The organism is Pseudonocardia xinjiangensis (assembly GCF_012911925.1).
GTDB classification, from domain to species: Bacteria; Actinomycetota; Actinomycetes; order Mycobacteriales; family Pseudonocardiaceae; genus Pseudonocardia; species Pseudonocardia xinjiangensis.
On sequence record NZ_JAAXKY010000052.1, the window covers coordinates 1 to 15,421 of the forward strand.

General features: G+C 74.2%; 18 protein-coding genes. 10 read left to right on the top strand and 8 right to left on the bottom strand.

The genetic code is table 11. The annotated features are described in order from the left end of the window. Together HF577_RS17020 and HF577_RS17025 are read left to right on the top strand one after the other, a co-directional pair. Nucleotides 1-617: DUF6636 domain-containing protein (locus HF577_RS17020; RefSeq protein ID WP_169396852.1), on the top strand; the 617-nt coding region annotated here is incomplete at its 5' end. A gap of 48 nt (nucleotides 618-665) precedes the next feature. Next, complete coding sequence (locus HF577_RS17025) at nucleotides 666-1,460, top strand: SDR family NAD(P)-dependent oxidoreductase (protein ID WP_169396853.1); 795 nt, start codon at nucleotides 666-668, stop codon at nucleotides 1,458-1,460. On the opposite strand, the gene HF577_RS39290 is transcribed toward HF577_RS17025, so the two are convergent. Then, on the bottom strand, nucleotides 1,436-1,708 hold the full coding sequence (locus tag HF577_RS39290) for a helix-turn-helix domain-containing protein (RefSeq protein WP_407692215.1): 273 nt from the start codon (nucleotides 1,706-1,708) through the stop codon (nucleotides 1,436-1,438). The genes HF577_RS17025 and HF577_RS39290 overlap by 25 nt on opposite strands. Before the next feature lie 278 nt (nucleotides 1,709-1,986). Here HF577_RS39290 and HF577_RS17035 point away from each other — a divergent pair, with 278 nt between their 5' ends. Next, nucleotides 1,987-2,367: a hypothetical protein gene (locus HF577_RS17035; protein ID WP_211174410.1), complete on the top strand. Its 381-nt coding sequence runs from the start codon at nucleotides 1,987-1,989 to the stop codon at nucleotides 2,365-2,367. A gap of 7 nt (nucleotides 2,368-2,374) precedes the next feature. Here HF577_RS17035 and HF577_RS17040 read toward each other — a convergent pair whose 3' ends face one another. Next, nucleotides 2,375-2,830 carry a pyridoxamine 5'-phosphate oxidase family protein gene (locus HF577_RS17040; RefSeq protein ID WP_169396855.1) on the bottom strand — a complete coding sequence of 152 codons (456 nt, stop codon included), beginning with the start codon at nucleotides 2,828-2,830 and terminating at the stop codon, nucleotides 2,375-2,377. 72 nt (nucleotides 2,831-2,902) lie between these two features. Next, nucleotides 2,903-3,508 (bottom strand): TetR/AcrR family transcriptional regulator, encoded by a 606-nt coding sequence (locus tag HF577_RS17045; RefSeq protein ID WP_169396856.1) that lies wholly within the window; start codon nucleotides 3,506-3,508, stop codon nucleotides 2,903-2,905. Between the two features lie 105 nt (nucleotides 3,509-3,613). Between HF577_RS17045 and HF577_RS17050 the strand changes: the two genes are divergently transcribed. Then, nucleotides 3,614-4,330, top strand: coding sequence for an SDR family oxidoreductase (locus tag HF577_RS17050; protein WP_169396857.1), 717 nt, complete (start codon nucleotides 3,614-3,616; stop codon nucleotides 4,328-4,330). Between the two features lie 37 nt (nucleotides 4,331-4,367). Here HF577_RS17050 and HF577_RS17055 read toward each other — a convergent pair whose 3' ends face one another. The 3 genes from HF577_RS17055 to HF577_RS17065 all read right to left on the bottom strand — a co-directional run bounded on the left by HF577_RS17055 (nucleotide 4,368) and on the right by HF577_RS17065 (nucleotide 7,423). Continuing rightward, complete coding sequence (locus HF577_RS17055; protein ID WP_169396858.1) at nucleotides 4,368-5,501, bottom strand: aminotransferase class I/II-fold pyridoxal phosphate-dependent enzyme; 1,134 nt, start codon at nucleotides 5,499-5,501, stop codon at nucleotides 4,368-4,370. Beyond that, nucleotides 5,498-6,142 (bottom strand): helix-turn-helix transcriptional regulator, encoded by a 645-nt coding sequence (locus HF577_RS17060; protein ID WP_169396859.1) that lies wholly within the window; start codon nucleotides 6,140-6,142, stop codon nucleotides 5,498-5,500. Before HF577_RS17060 ends, HF577_RS17055 begins: the two co-directional genes overlap by 4 nt. Before the next feature lie 147 nt (nucleotides 6,143-6,289). Beyond that, a complete protein-coding gene (locus tag HF577_RS17065) occupies nucleotides 6,290-7,423 on the bottom strand; it encodes an NAD-dependent epimerase/dehydratase family protein (RefSeq protein WP_169396860.1) in 1,134 nt (377 codons plus the stop codon). 51 nt (nucleotides 7,424-7,474) lie between these two features. Between HF577_RS17065 and HF577_RS17070 the strand changes: the two genes are divergently transcribed. Then, a complete protein-coding gene (locus HF577_RS17070) occupies nucleotides 7,475-8,635 on the top strand; it encodes a geranylgeranyl reductase family protein (RefSeq protein ID WP_169396861.1) in 1,161 nt (386 codons plus the stop codon). A 12-nt stretch (nucleotides 8,636-8,647) separates the two neighbouring features. Here HF577_RS17070 and HF577_RS17075 read toward each other — a convergent pair whose 3' ends face one another. After that, nucleotides 8,648-9,484 carry a UbiA family prenyltransferase gene (locus HF577_RS17075; RefSeq protein ID WP_169396862.1) on the bottom strand — a complete coding sequence of 279 codons (837 nt, stop codon included), beginning with the start codon at nucleotides 9,482-9,484 and terminating at the stop codon, nucleotides 8,648-8,650. Nucleotides 9,485-9,511: 27 nt separating this feature from the next. Between HF577_RS17075 and HF577_RS17080 the strand changes: the two genes are divergently transcribed. Both HF577_RS17080 and HF577_RS17085 read left to right on the top strand, forming a co-directional pair. Next, on the top strand, nucleotides 9,512-10,237 hold the full coding sequence (locus HF577_RS17080; protein WP_312859191.1) for a methyltransferase domain-containing protein: 726 nt from the start codon (nucleotides 9,512-9,514) through the stop codon (nucleotides 10,235-10,237). Further along, nucleotides 10,234-11,301, top strand: a complete 1,068-nt coding sequence (locus HF577_RS17085; RefSeq protein ID WP_169396864.1) for a type III polyketide synthase — start codon at nucleotides 10,234-10,236, stop codon at nucleotides 11,299-11,301. The genes HF577_RS17080 and HF577_RS17085 overlap by 4 nt, the downstream gene beginning before the upstream one ends. A 128-nt stretch (nucleotides 11,302-11,429) precedes the next feature. Here the strand turns inward: HF577_RS17085 and HF577_RS17090 are convergent, their stop codons facing one another. After that, nucleotides 11,430-12,944, bottom strand: coding sequence for a bifunctional 3-(3-hydroxy-phenyl)propionate/3-hydroxycinnamic acid hydroxylase (locus tag HF577_RS17090; RefSeq protein ID WP_169396865.1), 1,515 nt, complete (start codon nucleotides 12,942-12,944; stop codon nucleotides 11,430-11,432). Here HF577_RS17090 and HF577_RS17095 point away from each other — a divergent pair. The 3 genes from HF577_RS17095 (at nucleotide 12,912) to HF577_RS17105 (ending at nucleotide 15,410) form a co-directional block, all read left to right on the top strand. Beyond that, nucleotides 12,912-13,145, top strand: a complete 234-nt coding sequence (locus HF577_RS17095; RefSeq protein WP_169396866.1) for a YciI family protein — start codon at nucleotides 12,912-12,914, stop codon at nucleotides 13,143-13,145. The genes HF577_RS17090 and HF577_RS17095 overlap by 33 nt on opposite strands. 17 nt (nucleotides 13,146-13,162) lie before the next feature. Next, nucleotides 13,163-14,371 (top strand): RNA polymerase sigma factor, encoded by a 1,209-nt coding sequence (locus HF577_RS17100; RefSeq protein WP_169396897.1) that lies wholly within the window; start codon nucleotides 13,163-13,165, stop codon nucleotides 14,369-14,371. Between the two features lie 115 nt (nucleotides 14,372-14,486). Continuing rightward, entirely contained in the window at nucleotides 14,487-15,410 is a 924-nt protein-coding gene (locus HF577_RS17105; protein ID WP_312859192.1) for an SGNH/GDSL hydrolase family protein, read from the top strand. Nucleotides 15,411-15,421 lie beyond the last annotated feature (11 nt).

Consider the following 15,421-nt stretch of genomic DNA (forward strand, 5'->3'; position numbering starts at 1 on the left):
TTGCGGCGCGACCGCCGGTCGGTGCACCCGACTCGCCGCCCCGCCGCAACTGGAAGGTGATCGCGGCGATCGTGGTCGCGGCCGTGGCGGGGGCGGGCATCGCGCTGACGGCGGTGCTGCTGCTCACCGGGCCCGGCTCCGCGCCGGATCCGGCCGCGGCGGGTCCGGCCACGACCGCTCCGGCCCCGGCCGACGCGGCCGGTTCCCCCGCCTCGACGGCCCCCGGCGCGGAAGCCCCGGTGATCGACGCCGAGAAGGACCACCGGTTCGGCACCGGCTCCGCGCAGTTCGCCACGCCGAGCGGCAACATCGCGTGCCGCATGTCCAGCGGCGAGGTGCGGTGCGACGTCCTCCAACGCACCTGGCAGCTGCCGCCCACCCCGGCGTCCTGCACCCAGACCTTCGGAACGGGCGCGGTCCTCGCCGGCTCGGGTCCCGGGGAGCTGTCGTGCGTCGGGGACACGGTGGCCGACCCCTCACTCGCGAAGCTCGCCTACGGGGAGTCCGTCCGGTTCGGTGACGTCGTCTGCGCGAGCAAGGAGAGCGGGATGCGCTGCGAGAACCCGCAGACCGGCCACGGCTTCGCTGTCGCGAGAGCGTCCTACAACCTGTTCTGACCGGCCGGCGCAGGGAAGGGATGGGCGCCCGGGCGCCTTGCATCTGTCATGGACATTGATCTGAAGGGCCGCACGGCGCTCGTCACCGGTTCGACCCAGGGGATCGGTCACGCCATCGCCACGGGGCTCGCTGCGGCGGGCGCCCGGGCCGTGATCAACGGGCGCGGCGAGGAGCGCGTGAAGGACGCGGTGGAGCGCCTCCTGGCCGACGTGCCCGGCGCCGACGTGCTCGGTGTCGCGGCGGATGTGACGTCCGAGGAGGGCACCGCGGCGCTGGTGGCGAAGCTGCCGCAGGTCGACGTGCTGGTGAACAACCTGGGCATCTTCGAGGCCCGGCCGGTCCTGGAGATCGGCGACGAGGAGTGGCGGCGCTACTTCGAGGTGAACGTGCTGTCCGGCGTCCGCCTGACCCGCACCTACCTGCCCGGCATGACCGAACGCGGCTGGGGCCGGGTGCTGTTCGTCAGCAGCGACTCCTCGGTGGTGATCCCGGAGGAGATGGTGCACTACGGGGTGACGAAGACGGCGCAGCTGGCCGTGTCGCGCGGCTTCGCCAAGGCCGCCGCCGGCACCGGGGTGACGGTCAACTCCGTGATCGCCGGGCCCACCCACACGGGAGGCGTCGAGGACCTCGTGACGAGCGTGGTCGGCGGTGACGTGCCGTGGGACGAGGCGCAGGCTCGCTTCATGCGGGAGTACCGCCCGCAGTCGCTGCTGCAGCGGCTGATCGAACCGGCCGAGATCGCCAACATGGTGACCTACCTGAGCTCCGACCTCGCCTCGGCCACCACCGGTGGCGCGTTGCGGGTGGACGGCGGCTACGTGGACTCGATCCTGCCGTAGGAGCCCGGCGCACGTCCCGGTTCCGGCACGGTCGGATGCGACGGGGCGCGCAGACGCTGATCCGCTCCACGAACACGACGTCCGGGTGGTCGCGCACAGCGCTCCAGCGCGCCCCACTCGACCAGCTCCGCCGCCCGGCGGTGAGCGGTGGACAGCGACACCCCCGCTCGGCGGGCGAGATCGCTGAGCGTCAGCTCGCCGCCGCTGGGCGAGAACGCCTCGAGCAGGGCGAGGACCTTGCTGGTCACGGATCTTCCGCGCTGGTCGGCCATGGCGCCCTTCCGCTTCGTCCAACAAGTCTTGCATGGGGTGAAATCGGGGATCGTCCGCCGAATCCTGCGCCTGCACAGTTGTCGGGCACCACCCGCCGAACCTGTCGCGGGCTGCCCGGATCGCGTCGTTCCTGTGCGCGGTGCCGGCCCGTGGCAGTGGCGTGACCGGTCGGCGCCCGCACGAGGGGTCGGGCGCCGGCCGGGGTCGGGCCGGCCACTGGGCAGCCGGCGTGATCGGCGGCATTGTGGGCGGTATGACCGCTTCGACGCCCGCCCAGCGCGCCACCACCCAGCCGCCTGCCGTTCCGCCCGCACCGGCGGACGTGGTGGCCGCCGTTGCCGACCGGCTCGGACGCGACCAGGTGTTCGGGCCGGCTGTCCAGAACGGGGACACCACGCTCCTGCCGGTCGCGCGGGTACGGGCGGGCGGCGGGGTGGGCGCCGCCCGGCCAGGGGCATCGAGCACCGGGGCAGGTGCCGTGGCGCGCCCGCTGGGTGCCTTCTCCATCGGCCCGAGCGGGAAGGTGGCCTGGCACCCGGCTGTCGACGTCAACCGGATCGTCCTCGGTGGTCAGCTGGCGTTCGCCGCCGTGCTCGTGGTGGCGCTGCGCCGGCTCCGCGGCCGCCGCCGGTAGCCCCCGGTCAGCTGCCGATCTTGCGGAAGTCCCAGCTGGTGATCTTCTCGGGGACCACGCGCAGCCACGCGTGGCGGCCGTCGCGGGCGATGGTGCCGCCGGTGTACCGGTCGGCGAAGGCCTGCTCCGGGCCGTCCAGCTCGGGCACCGGCTCGCCGGTGCGGGGCACCTCCCCGACGACCTCGGCGCGGCCGCGCAGCTCCACCCCGCGCAGCTCGTCGTAGTCCTCACCGGCGTCGACGACGATCGCGATCCGAGGGTCGTTCTGCAGGTCGGTGAAGCGCTGGCTGCGCGACAGCGAGGTCAGCCAGAGCGCCCCGTCGTGCCAGACGAACCACAGCGGGGTGGCGTGCGGGCCGCCCCGGCCCACGGTGGCGACGCGGCACGTGCGCTCCTCCGCGAGGAAGGCGTCGACCTCCGCGGGCGTCATCGCTATCGCGCGGGCGCGACGTTGCTCCTTCATGGGGCGGACGCTAGCGCCCGCCCCGGGCGCGCGGCGGGGGAGGCCGTGCCCGGCGAGCGTCGAGGGTGAGCGCTAGCTGCGTACTGCAGCCAGGCCCTGGTCGTACAGGGCAAGAATGTCGCCCTGCCCGTCGGCCTCGAGCCACGTCACGGTGGCGGCGTCGAAGCACGCGAACGCTGTCGCAACGATGGCGCGGGCCTGCCCTCTGCCCGTGCCCGAGGGTGCCGGCCTGGCTTCGAGCAGTGGCAGTAGCTCCTCCTGGCAGCGCACGCGCTTCCCCAGATAGGCGGCGCGCAGCGAGTCGGTGTGGTGCACCAGGCGGAAGCGCTCCAGCGCCTGCTCGGGACTTGTGTGGAGGGAGAGTGCGGTCGTGAACGCGGCACGCAACGCCTCCCAGGCGCCGACATCGGCGGGCTGCTCGCGGACGGTGTCCGTCATGAGGGTGACGAACCGCTCCTGGCTGCCGCCGATGAGGTCCTCCTTGGTGCCGAAGTAACGGAAGAGGGTGCGCTGGGAGACCCCGGCCTCGCGGGCGATCTGCGCGATGGTCGTCTCGTCGTACCCCTGCTGCGTGAACAGGCGCAGCGCGGTTTCGAGGATCTCGTGGGCGGCCAGTTGCCGCGTCCGATCCCACAGCGTGGGCGTACTCGCCCCCTTGCCCTGTTCTCCCTGCGCCATGCCCTCAGCTTAGCCAGCCTGCCAGTCTGGCACCCACCAGGACGTTGGCAGCCACTGCCAGGTTGGCGTACGCTGCCGCAAAAGCGATCAGCAAGGAGAACGGCCGTGGCAGCAAAGACAGCACTCATCACCGGCGGAACCAGCGGGATCGGCAAGGCCACCGCAGAACTGCTCCATTCGCGCGGCTATCGCGTCATGGTCACCGGCCTCGGCGGCATCGGTGACGCCGGCCTGCCTGACGACGTCATCGCCGTCCAGGCCGACGCAGGCTCCCTGACCGACATCGACCAGGCCGTGATGCAGGCGCGGGAGCACCTCGGCTCCCTCGGCCTGCTCTACCTCAACGCGGGCATCTCTCGTCCCGGCCCGATCGAGTGCACCGACGAGGCCGCCTTCGACGCCCTGTTCAGGATCAACGTCAAAGGCAGCTTCTTCACACTTCAGAAGGCGCTCCCGCTGCTGGACGAAGGCTCATCCGTGGTGTTCACCGTCGGCGCCGGTGAGGGACTCGGCGCCGCCATGACCGCTGCGAAGGGTGCTCTGCTGCCTCTCGTGCGCTCCCTGGCCCTCGAACTCGCCCCACGGCGCATCCGCGTCAACGCGGTGAGCCCCGGCCTGGTCAACACCCCTGCGTACGGCAAGATGGGAATCTCCCCGGACACGATCGCCTCCTGGGGTGACGGGGTTCCCCTCGGTCGCGTCGGAGCCCCTGCCGACATTGCCGAAGCAGTCGCCTTCCTCGCATCCGACGGCGCCGGCTACGTCACGGGCGACAATCTGATCGTCTCGGGCGGCCTCGGCGTCCATACCCGCCCCGTGTAGGCGATGGCGGCGGCCGCACAGCGTCAGGCGTCGGCCATCACCGGCGCGCTCGCAACCACGTGGCGAAGGCGTCCAGTGCCGGTTCGGGGTCCCGGCGCCCGATGCCGATCCGGAAGCGGTCGGCGGGGGAGTCCGTGAGCACGGAGCGGTAGATGCTGGCCGGCAGCAGGAGCACCCCGGTCTCCTCGACGAGCTCGGTGCAGAACCGCTCGACCCCGTCGCGGCCCCGGTAGCGGGGATAGGCCACGCAGCCACCGTCAGGGGCCTGCCAGTCGAACAGGTCGTCGAACTCGGCGAAGAACGACTCGAACGCCGGCAGGTTCCCGGCGATGATCGCGCGGTTGCGGTCGAGGATCCGGTCGCGCGCCTTGAGTGCGATGCGGGCGAGGATCTCGCTCGGGGCCGAGTTGCAGATCGTGGTGTAGTGCTTGGCCCGTTCCAGCCGCGAGCGCAGCTCCCGGTCCCGGCAGGTGATCCAGCCGATCCGCAGCCCGGGCAGCCCGAGTGCCTTGGACGTGACGTTCAGCGACAGGGCCCGCTCCGACAGGTCCGCCGCCTGTGGGAGGCGACGGGACGGGTCGAGCTCCAGGCCGCGGTAGACCTCGTCGCTGAACAGGTGGATCCCGCGGTCGTCGCACATCCGGGCGAGGCGGGCGAAGTCGGCCGCGTCGATGACCTTCCCCGTGGGGTTGTTGGGGAAGTTGACGGAGACCACCCGGGTGGTGGGGCGGATCGCCGCGGCCACCGCGTCGAGGTCGAGGGCCCAATCCCGCTCGGGATCCAGCGCGACCCCGGTGACCGGGCACAGCGCCAGCGGGACGGTCTCGGCGGCCTGGTAGTTGGGGGTGATCACCACCGCGTGGTCGTCGGGCCCCAGCAGGGCGTGCATGGCCAGGTAGAGGCCTTCCTCCGCGCCCGCGAAGCAGATCACGTCGTCGGCCTCGGCGTAGGTGTACATCTCGGCGATCGCCTGCCGCAGGGCCGGGTCACCGAACGTCTCGGTGTAGCCGAGGGACAGCGTGTCCCACGCGGTGCGGTCTGCGTCGTCGGCCATGGCGAGCAGTTCGGCCATCGTCATGGTCTGCGCGTCGGAGGCCGTCAGGTGGTGGCGGGCGGTGAACTCCCAGCGGGAGAAGTAGGTCTCCAGCCGGAAGTCGGGCAGCAGGGTCACGAGTGGGTCCTTCGGGCTCTGAGCTCGGCGAGCAGGGAGTAGACGGTGGAGCGCGAGGTCCGCAGGGCGCTCGCGACCACGGGGACCGCACGGCGGACCGCGAACACCCCGGCCTGGTCGAGCTCCGCGAGGACGGCGAGGCGGTCCTCGCGCCCCAGGCGTTCGACGGGCCGCCCGCGGCTGCGGACGAACGATCCGATGATCTGGTGCACCCGGTCGGGCCAGTCCTGCTCGAACAGGGCCTGCGGCCGCGGGGCGGTGGGGGCGGCGAAACCGGCCAGCACGGCAGCGGCCTGCTCCAGCGGCGTCCGGTCGAGGTTGACGCAGAGCACGGCGGACGGCCGGCCGTCCGGGTCACGCAGTACCGCGCTGACCGAGGACAGGCGCCGTCCGTCGGCCAGCAGCTTCTCGTAGGGCCCGTAGACGTCGTCGGCCGATGGTTCGAGCTGGTCCAGCTCACCCAGCAGCGAGGGGTCGCCCGCCCGGCGGGTGGTCATCGGGTTCCAGATGGCCAGCACACGATCCTGCTCCGCGTCGTGCAGGACCACCTCGGCGTAGGGCCCCAGCAGCAGAGCCACGGCACGGCAGACCGCGGACCACCTGTCCACGCGCGGGTCGGCGGACTCCTGCACGGTCTCCATGTCTGGACGGTACGTCCAGGCTGGAGACTTCGTCCACGCCGTGTGGTGAGCCGGACAGAGTGGGGAGCAACATCGCCGGAGGCGGGAAACGGGCGACTCGCGGACACAGAACGGGCGACTCGCGGGGGGAACGGGCGACTCGCGGGGTCAGGGGAGGCGGCGGCTGGTGATCGGCTCGCCACGGGCGATGGCGGCCAGCTCGGCCGGCACCGACCGGGGACGCAGCGCCGGGCTCGTGGTGGCGGCCGAGTCGGCCATGCCGCCGACCACCTGGGCCAGGGCGGCGTCGGCGGTGACCGCAGGCGTCCAGCCGAGCTCCCGGCGGGCCCGGCCGCAGTCGAGCAGGGGGACGGCGAACGCGAGGTCGATCCAGCCCGGGTCCAGCGGTTGCAGCCGCAGCCGCCACGCCACGTCGGCCACCGTGTGCAGGACGGTGCGCGGCAGGTGGACGGGCCAGGCGTGCAGGACGGCGGCGATCAGGTCCCGGGTGACCGGTGGCTCGGCGGCGAGGTTGAACGGGCCGGTCGCCCGTTGCTCGAGGACACGGACGATGGCGTCGGCGACGTCGGACGTGTGCACGAGCGGCACCACCAGCTCGCGGTCGACCGGCAGCAGCGGCAGGTGCCGCAGGAGCGCCGCCGGGACGTACGGCGGGACGCCGTAGCGGAGCAGGGCGCTGCCGCTGTCGCGCTGGACGATCAGTGCGGGCCGCAGCCGGGCGACCGCGGTGCCGTCGGGATGCGCGCGCTCGTGCTCGTCGAGCACCCGCTCGGCCGCCACCTTCTGCCGGCTGTAGGCCAGGGAGTCGATGCCCCCGGTCGGCCACGACTCGTCCACGCGCCTGTCGTCGTCCGGGCCGGGGGAGTAGGCACCCACCGACGACATGTGCACCAGATGCGGCACCCCGGCCGCCTGCGCGGCGTTCACCACCGCACGTGTGCCGTCGACGCCCAGCCGGGCCAGGTAGGAGATGTCGTGCGCGGGCTGGAAGCCCCAGGCGAGGTGCACCACGGCGTCGGCACCGTCGAGCACGGGTGTCAACGCCGCCTCGACCGCCGGGCCGGCGAGGTCGAGAGCCACCCAGCGGGCGTCCGCGTACGGAGGGCCACCGGACGGTGGACGCCGGCAGATCCCGACGATCTCGTGCCGCCCGGAGGATCCGTCGCCGTTTCCGGCAGCGCTGCCGTTCTCCTTCTCACCAGGCGTGTCGCCGCGGCGGGCGAGCCGACGCAGCAGGGCGGTGCCGACGTTCCCGCTGGCTCCGGTGATGACGATGCGCACACCCGGCAGGTGCCCGCGGTGAGCCCCGGCAAACTCGGGTAGAACCGCAGAGTGAATGAGAAGTACGACGTCGCCGTCGTCGGCGCGGGTCCCGCCGGATCGGCGAGCGCGTTACGGGTGCTGCAGCTCCGTCCGGACGCGCGTGTCCTGCTGCTGGACGCGGCGGAGTTCCCGCGCGACAAGACCTGCGGGGACGGCATCGCCGCGCACGTGCTCGAGCTGCTCCAGGCCTTGGGTGTGCCGGATCTGACCGATCTGGGCCCTGCCGTGCCGCGGCTGCAGCTGCGCAGCCCCGGCGGCCGGGTGGTCTCGCGGCCCTGCGCGCGCCCCAACCGGGTGATTCCGCGGGCGGTGTTCGACGCGCACCTGGTCTCAGCGGCCGTCGCGCGCGGCGCCGAGCTGCGCCGCCACCGGGTCCGCCGCATCGACGTCCACGCCGGCGGTGTCGTACTCGACGAGAGCATCGAGGCCGCGGTCGTGATCGGGGCCGACGGCGCGAACTCGACGGTCCGCCGCCTGCTGGGCGCGCCGGACACGGCGCCGAAGCACACGGCGGTCGCGATCCGCGGTTACGCGCCGACCACGGTGGAGCCCGACGCGCTGGTCATCGAGTTCGCCCGCACCCGCTATCCGGCGTACGCCTGGTCGTTCCCCCTGCCCGGGGGCGGTTCCAACGTCGGCTACGGCGTGTTCGACCGGCGCGGCGCCGGGTCGCGGCAGGAGCTTCTCGACGCGCTGCGCAGGCTGCTGCCCGGCCACGAGCCCGCTCCGGACACGGTGCGCGGGCACCATCTGCCGCTGTCCACGGGCCCGCGCCACCATCCCGACGGCCGGGTCCTGCTGGCGGGCGACGCCGCGGCGATGATCAACCCGCTCACGGGCGAGGGGATCTTCGACGCCGTGGCCTCCGGGGTTCTCGCCGGCCGGGCCGCTCTGCTGGGGGCGGATGCGGGTGCGGCGCACCGCCGGGCCATGGAGCACTCCTTCTCGCTGCACCACCGGCACGGCGCCCTGCTGGCCGGTCTGGTGGCCTACCCGCGTTTCCTCGATGCGGCGGTCACCGCCGCGGCCCACCACAAGTCCGTGTTCGACGCGGCGGTGGACCTCGGCCTAGGCCGCGGCACGGCGCCGGTGGGCGCTCTGGCGCGGGTGGCCGCCGCGTACGTGACCCTCGGGCTCCCAGGGAGAGCAGGGCGCCCCCAGCCAGTCTGACGGCCCGCACGGCTACCGGAGCAGCGCAGGCCCCGACGCCACCAGGAGCACCACGGCCACGGCGGCCACCACCAGCACGGCCCGGAACGGTGCCCGTGATCCCGGGCTGCGGCCGGCCCGGAACCCCGCCGCGAGGATCACCACGGCGAGCACGGGCACGCCCCAGGTGGCCACGGCAGGCAGCGGGGCGTTGAGAGCCAGCACCACCGTGGCGGCGAGCAGCAGCACCGCCGCCGCGGCCCGGCTGCCGGCCGCGCCGAGCCGGTGCGGCAGCCCGCGCACGCCGGTGGCCGCGTCGTCGTCGAGGTCGGGCAGCACGTTCGCGAAGTGCGCCCCGGCGCCCAGCAGGGCGCCCGCCACCGGGAGCCACCAGGGTGGTGCCGGCGCTCCGGGGAGCCCGAGCACGACGAACACCGGCAACAGCCCGAAGCAGACCACATACGGCAGCACCGACAGCACCGTCGACTTCATGCCCAGGTCATAGGCCCACCCCGCGGCGACGGCGACGAGATGCACCACCCCCGCGAGGAGGCCCGACGCGAGCGAGAGCGGCACGCAGGCCACCGCGGCCAGCACCGTCGCCACCCCCACGGTGCGCGCCGAGATCGCGCCGGCGGCCACGGGCTTGTCCGTACGGGCGACGGCCACGTCCCGCTCGGCGTCGAGCACGTCGTTGAGCCACCCGATCGAGAGCTGCCCGGTGAGCACCGCGGCGGCCACGAGCAGCACGCCGGGCAGGTCGCGCCCGGTGGTCACGGCCAGGGCCGTGACCATCACGGTGACCGCGACGGTGGGTTCGGGATGGGAGGACCGCAGCAACGCGACCGCTCGATCGGCGACAGGCCGCATGCGCCCCAGTCTGGCAGCCTGGACCGCGTGCCCGACGTCCGGAACCATCGAGCCGGCGGGCTGGCGCGCAACGATCCGGCCCAGTACGACGTCCTCGCGCAGCACTGGTGGCGTCCCCGCGGACCGTTCGCGATGCTCCACTGGCTCGCGGCGGCACGGGGCGCGCTCATTCCCCCCGCCACCCGGGACGGCGCCGTGCTGGTCGACCTCGGGTGTGGAGCGGGCCTGCTCGCCCCGCACGTCGCCGGGGCGGGTTACCGGCACATCGGCGTGGACATCGGCGCGTCCGCGCTGGCCCAGGCGGCGTCCCACGGCGTCACGGCCGTGCGCGGGGACGTCATGGCCGTGCCACTGGCCGACGGGTGCGCCGACGTCGTCGCAGCCGGGGAGATCCTCGAGCACGTCACCGACCTCGCGGCCGCGGTCGGTGAGGCGTGCCGGCTGCTGCGGCCCGGCGGCCTGCTCGTGATCGACACGCTCGCCGCCACCGCTCTCGGCCGGTTCGTCGCCGTCACCGTGGCCGAACGCATACCCGGCGCGGCGCCACCCGGGATCCACGATCCGGCGCTGTTCGTCGACCGCGCCGCTCTCGTGCGGGAGTGCGCCCGCCACGGCGTGACACTGCGGATGCGCGGCATCCGCCCGTCCCTGCCGGGCCTCGTCCGGTGGGCCGCCGGCCGGGCCGACACGGTGGCGATGGTGCCGGTACCGACCACCGCGGTCCTGTTCCAGGCCGTCGGGAGGCGAGGATGACGGCCTACGTCGCCGGCTTCGGCATGGCCTTCCCCGGTGGCCGGGTGAGCCAGGCCGACATGTGGGACGGGTTCTTCTCGCAGCACTTCGCGGGCGACCGGATGGCCGAGCGGATCTTCCGCGGCGCCGGGGTGGTGCACCGGCACGCGGCGGTGAACCCGGTGGAGGAGGACGTCTCCCGCTGGTCCACCGGCGAGCGGATGCGCCGCTACGTCGCCGAGGCGCTCCCGCTGGGCAAGGAGGCGGTGGCCGCAGCGCTCACCGACGCGGGCCTCGCCCCCGACGAGGTCGGCCTGCTCGCGGTCGTCTCGTGCACGGGGTACGTCACGCCCGGTCTCGACATCCGGGTGGCGGCCGACCTCGGGATGGCACCGGACGTGCAGCGGCTGTTCGTCGGGCACATGGGCTGCTACGCGGCCATCCCCGGGCTCGGCGCCGCCGCCGACTACGTGGTGGCCCGCGGCCGGCCCGCCGTCGTGCTGTGCCTCGAACTGACCTCCCTGCACGTGCAGCCCGCCGCCGACGACGACGGTCACGTCGACCGCGGGCAGGTCGTCTCCCACGCCCTGTTCGGTGACGCCGCCGTGGCCGTCGTCGTCCTGCCGGACGCGCCGCAGCGGCACGCGGGGCTCGAGGTCGTGGAGATCGCGGCTCTGACCGACGCGGCCACCGCCGACCACATGACCTGGGACGTCACCGACCTCGGGTTCCGCATGGGACTCTCGCCCGAGGTGCCGCGGGTGCTGGCCCGCCACGTCCACCCCATGATCACCGACCTGCTCGCCCGGCACGGCATGACCATCGCCGACGTCGACGCGTGGGCCGTGCACCCAGGGGGTCCCCGCATCCTCAGCACCGTCGCGGAGCGGCTCGCGCTGCCCGACGACGCACTGGACGCCTCGTTGGGGGTGCTCGCCGAACGTGGCAACTGCTCGTCGGCCACCGTGCTGCTCGTGCTCGACGCCCTGCGCGCCACGGGCCGGCCGCGGACGGGACGCGCGGCCGTCGCGATGGCCTTCGGCCCCGGCCTCACCCTGTACGTGACCCTCCTCCGGGAGGCGTGAGACCAGCCCCGGATCGCAGCAAAGCCACGTTGCTGCCACCTGGTTGCCTGAAAGTGGCTTTGCTGCAACGGGCGTGCGCGAGTCGCCCTTTTCGCGTGCGCGAGTCGCCCGTTCCCGGGGACGTGGGGTCAGCCGGGGGCGGTGGCCTGGACGATCCGGTCGGGGCGGACGAGGGCGGCGGCCGCGCGGCCGCCCGCCAACCACGTGCGCAGCTCCCCGCCGTCGTCGAGGACCGTGTCGGCGGGGCCCGGGCCCAGCCGCAGGGTCGGGGCGCCGAGCCGTTGTGCCGTGGCCTGCAGGTCCGGAGCGACGGGGCCCGTGGCGAGGAGCGCGTAACCGTCGCCGAGCACCTCGTCGAGACGCACCGAGCGCCCGTCCACCCGCACCGTCGGCTGTGGGCAGGGGGTGCCGGTGAGGTCGCGGCGGTGGCGGCGGCGCTCGACCAGCGGTCCGGGGGCGTATCGGGTGCTGATGCCGCGTTGGGCCGCCGCTCGCACGCCCGGTACCCGCAGCAGCAGCCCGGTCAGGGGCCGGCGCAGGGCGGCGGCGATGTCCTGGCCTCCGGTCATGGCCCGCCCGACCCGCACGGCGCCACGGATCACGGCCTCGGCGTGCGGCGCGCGCTCGGCCTGGTAGCTGTCGAGCAGGGCGTCCTCGTCGGCACCGCGGAGGACGGCGGCGAGCTTCCAGGCGAGGTTGTGGGCGTCGCGCAGCCCGGCACCCAGGCCCTGCCCGATGAACGGCGGGGTGAGGTGGGCGGCGTCACCGAGGAGCAGGACCCGGCCGTGGCGCCACCGGTCGGCGAGCCGGGCCCGGAACGTGTACTCGGCGGCGCGCAGCACCTCGAGCCCCCCGGCGGGGACGCCCCACGGTGCGGTGAGCGCAGCGAGCCGCTCCGGTCGCGCGAGGTCCGTGGCGGTCTCGCCGGACCGCATCCGGAACTCCCACCGGCAGCGGTCTCCGGGCAGCGGCAGGAACGTCGCCGCGCGGCGGGGGTCGCACACCTGGTCGACGCCGCCCCAGGTGGACGGCGGCCGGCTGCAGCGGGCGTCGAGCACGAACCACCGCTCGGTGAACCGCAGGTCGCGCAGCGTGGCTCCGATGGCGTCGCGGACGGCGCTGCCTGCACCGTCACAGCCCAGCACGGCGTCCGCCCCGACCTGCTCCCGCGCGCCGGTACGGGTGTCGCGCAACGCCACGAGCACGGGCCTCCCGTCGGGCGGGCCGATGCCCGTCACCTCGACCTCCTCACGCAGCCGCACCGACGGGTGCCGCGTCAGCTCGGTGCGCAGCAGCCGTTCGAGGTCGGGCTGGTCGAACAGGTTGGACTCGGGGTGGCCGTGCTCGCCGACCACCCGGTCCCGGCGGAACTCCGCGAACGGCCGCAGCTTCGCGTCGAGCAGCCGCAGGCCCGCCGCCGGCCTGCTGATGTCGCCGAACGCGGCGACCCCGGCCCGCTGCAGGATCCGCACCCCCTCGTCGTCGAGGTGCACCCCACGCGGCAGTGGATGGATCCCGGCGTGCCGCTCCACCACCGTGCAGGCCACCCCGAGCCGGGCCAGCAGGAGGGCGGCGGTCAGCCCGGTGGGGCCGGCGCCGACGATCAGCACGTGCCCGCCACGCTGCGCCCCGTCCAGCTCCACCGCTCCCACCTCCGGTTCGACCCTGCCAGCGCCGGCGGACCGCTGCAGCGACGGACCGGACCGTTCGCCGAATCACCGCACCGGTCGATCGGCTTCCGGCTGGTCGGCTGCGAGAACCTGGACCGGGTCCGCGAGCGCGGGGCCCGTGTCGCCGCGGTCGAGATCCGACCGCTGATGGACCCCTCCGGGATGGAGATGTGACCGACCGGCCGACGGAGATGGGGGAGCTGCTGCGCCCGCTGGCGCCGCAGGTCCTCGCGGTGCTGGTGCGCCGGTACGGCCAGTTCGACGCGTGCGAGGACGCCGTGCAGGACGCGCTGCTCGCCGCCGCCGTGCAGTGGCCGGTCGAGGGGGTGCCGGACAACCCCCGCGCATGGCTGATCACGGTCGCGGGGCGGCGGCTGGCCGACCAGTGGCGCAGCGAGAGCGCCCGCCGCCGCCGCGAGAGCACGGCGGCGCTCGCCGAGCCGGACCTGCCGGCGCCCGCCGCCGACGTCGACCACGCCGCCCAGGACGACACGCTCACCCTGCTGTTCCTGTGCTGCCATCCGGCGCTGTCGCCGCCGTCGCAGGTGGCGCTCACGCTCCGGGCCGTCGGCGGGCTGACCACCGCCCAGATCGCCCACGCGTTCCTCGTGCCCGAGGCCACGATGGCCCAGCGGATCAGCCGCGCGAAGCGCACCCTCGCCGGTGTCGGTTTCGGTGCGCCGGCCGCCACCGAGCAGCCCGACCGGCTCGGTGCGGTGCTGCACGTGCTGTATCTCGTGTTCAACGAGGGGTACACCGCCACCTCGGGTCCCGACCTGCAGCGCCCCGAGCTCACCCGCGAGGCGATCCGGCTGACCCGCAGGCTGCACCGGCTCCTGCCCGAGGACGGTGAGGTCGCGGGGCTGCTCGCCCTGATGCTCATCACGGAGGCTCGGCGTCCCGCCCGCACCCGTCCGGACGGCGCCCTCGTTCCCTTGGCCGAACAGGACCGGAGCCGCTGGGACGCGGCGTTGATCGCCGAAGGTGTGGAGCTGGTCAGCGCGACCCTGGCCCGCGCGCCGGTGGGTCCCTACCAGCTCCAGGCGGCGATCGCGGCCGTCCACGGCGAGGCCAGGAGCGCGCAGGACACCGACTGGCCGCAGGTCGCCGCCCTCTACCGGGTGCTCGACGTGCTCGCCCCGAGCCCGGTCGTCACGCTCAACCGCGCCGTCGCCGTGGCGATGGTGGACGGCCCCCGCGCCGGCCTGGACCTGCTGGCGACGCTCGACTCCGACCGCCGCATCGCGGGGCATCACCGGGTGCCGGCCGTGCGCGCCCACCTGCTCGACATGGCCGGGGACGTGGACGCGGCCCGCGCCACCTATCGGGAGGCCGCTCGCCGCAGCACGAGCGTGCCCGAGCGGCGCTACCTCGAGGACCGCGCCGACCGGCTCGGCTGAAACTGGCGACTCGCGCGCTGAAACCGGGCGACTCGCGCGCTGAAACCGGGCGACTCGCGGGCAGTGGCGGCGCAACCTCCAGTAACGCCCGGGCGGTGGTGATCGTTAGGCAACCGTGCGTCATCACACCGGCCGGTGGGCCTTCCCGCTCGTTCTGGCAGCGCTCACGACCGGTCTGGTGGCCGCTCCCGCGGCCGCGGACGTCTCGCCCGTTCCGGCGCAGGACGTCCCGGCGCAGAGCTACGTGGCGCTGGGCGACTCCTACGCGTCCGGACCGTTGATCCCGGTGCAGACCGGCCAGCCGGCCGGCTGCCTGCGCTCCACGAACAACTACCCGGCCATCGTGGGCCGCACCCTCGGGGTGCCCGGCTTCCAGGACGTGAGCTGCAGCGGCGCCACCACGGAGAACCTTGCAGGTCCCCAGGCGGTCAGCGGGGGTGAGAACCCTCCGCAGCTCGACGCGCTGTCGGAGGACACCGAGCTGGTCACGCTGACCATCGGCGGCAATGACATCGGCTTCAGCTCGATCATCAGCGAGTGCGCCGTCCGGTCCCCGCAACAGCCGGCGGGCGCGGCGTGCCGCGACTTCTTCACAGCGGGCGGCAACGACCAGCTCGCCGAGCGGATCGACGCCACCGCACCGAAGGTCGCCGCGGCGCTGGAGCAGATCGGGGAGCGCGCCCCGGACGCGAGGGTCCTGGTGGTGGGCTACCCGGCGCTGCTCCCCGACGAGGGGCCCGGCTGCTTCCCGCTGGTCCCGTTCAGCCCCGGCGACGTGGCCTACTTCCGCGAGACCGAGAAGCGGCTCAACGCAATGCTCGCCGACGAGGCCGACAGCGCGGGCGCCGACTTCGTCGACACCTACACCCCCTCCATCGGGCACGACATGTGCCAGCTGCCCGGCGTCAAGTGGATCGAGGGACTGGTCCCGACGGCTCCCGCCGCCCCGGTGCATCCCAACGCGCTGGGCACGGCCGGCATGGCCGCGGCGGTCGTCGAGGCGGTCTCCGAGGAGTCCGTCCCGGTGCTGGCCCCCTGAGGGCACGCCCC

What these genes read in the sequence shown, in the direction of transcription:
- HF577_RS17100 (WP_169396897.1), top strand. Translation starts at nt 13,163, where the DNA reads ATGGGGGAGCTGCTGCGCCCGCTGGCGCCGCAGGTCCTCGCGGTGCTG.
- HF577_RS17025 (WP_169396853.1), top strand. Translation starts at nt 666, where the DNA reads ATGGACATTGATCTGAAGGGCCGCACGGCGCTCGTCACCGGTTCGACC.
- HF577_RS17060 (WP_169396859.1), bottom strand. Translation starts at nt 6,142, where the DNA reads ATGGAGACCGTGCAGGAGTCCGCCGACCCGCGCGTGGACAGGTGGTCC.
- HF577_RS17040 (WP_169396855.1), bottom strand. Translation starts at nt 2,830, where the DNA reads ATGAAGGAGCAACGTCGCGCCCGCGCGATAGCGATGACGCCCGCGGAG.
- HF577_RS17045 (WP_169396856.1), bottom strand. Translation starts at nt 3,508, where the DNA reads ATGGCGCAGGGAGAACAGGGCAAGGGGGCGAGTACGCCCACGCTGTGG.
- HF577_RS17035 (WP_211174410.1), top strand. Translation starts at nt 1,987, where the DNA reads ATGACCGCTTCGACGCCCGCCCAGCGCGCCACCACCCAGCCGCCTGCC.
- HF577_RS17075 (WP_169396862.1), bottom strand. Translation starts at nt 9,484, where the DNA reads ATGCGGCCTGTCGCCGATCGAGCGGTCGCGTTGCTGCGGTCCTCCCAT.
- HF577_RS17085 (WP_169396864.1), top strand. Translation starts at nt 10,234, where the DNA reads ATGACGGCCTACGTCGCCGGCTTCGGCATGGCCTTCCCCGGTGGCCGG.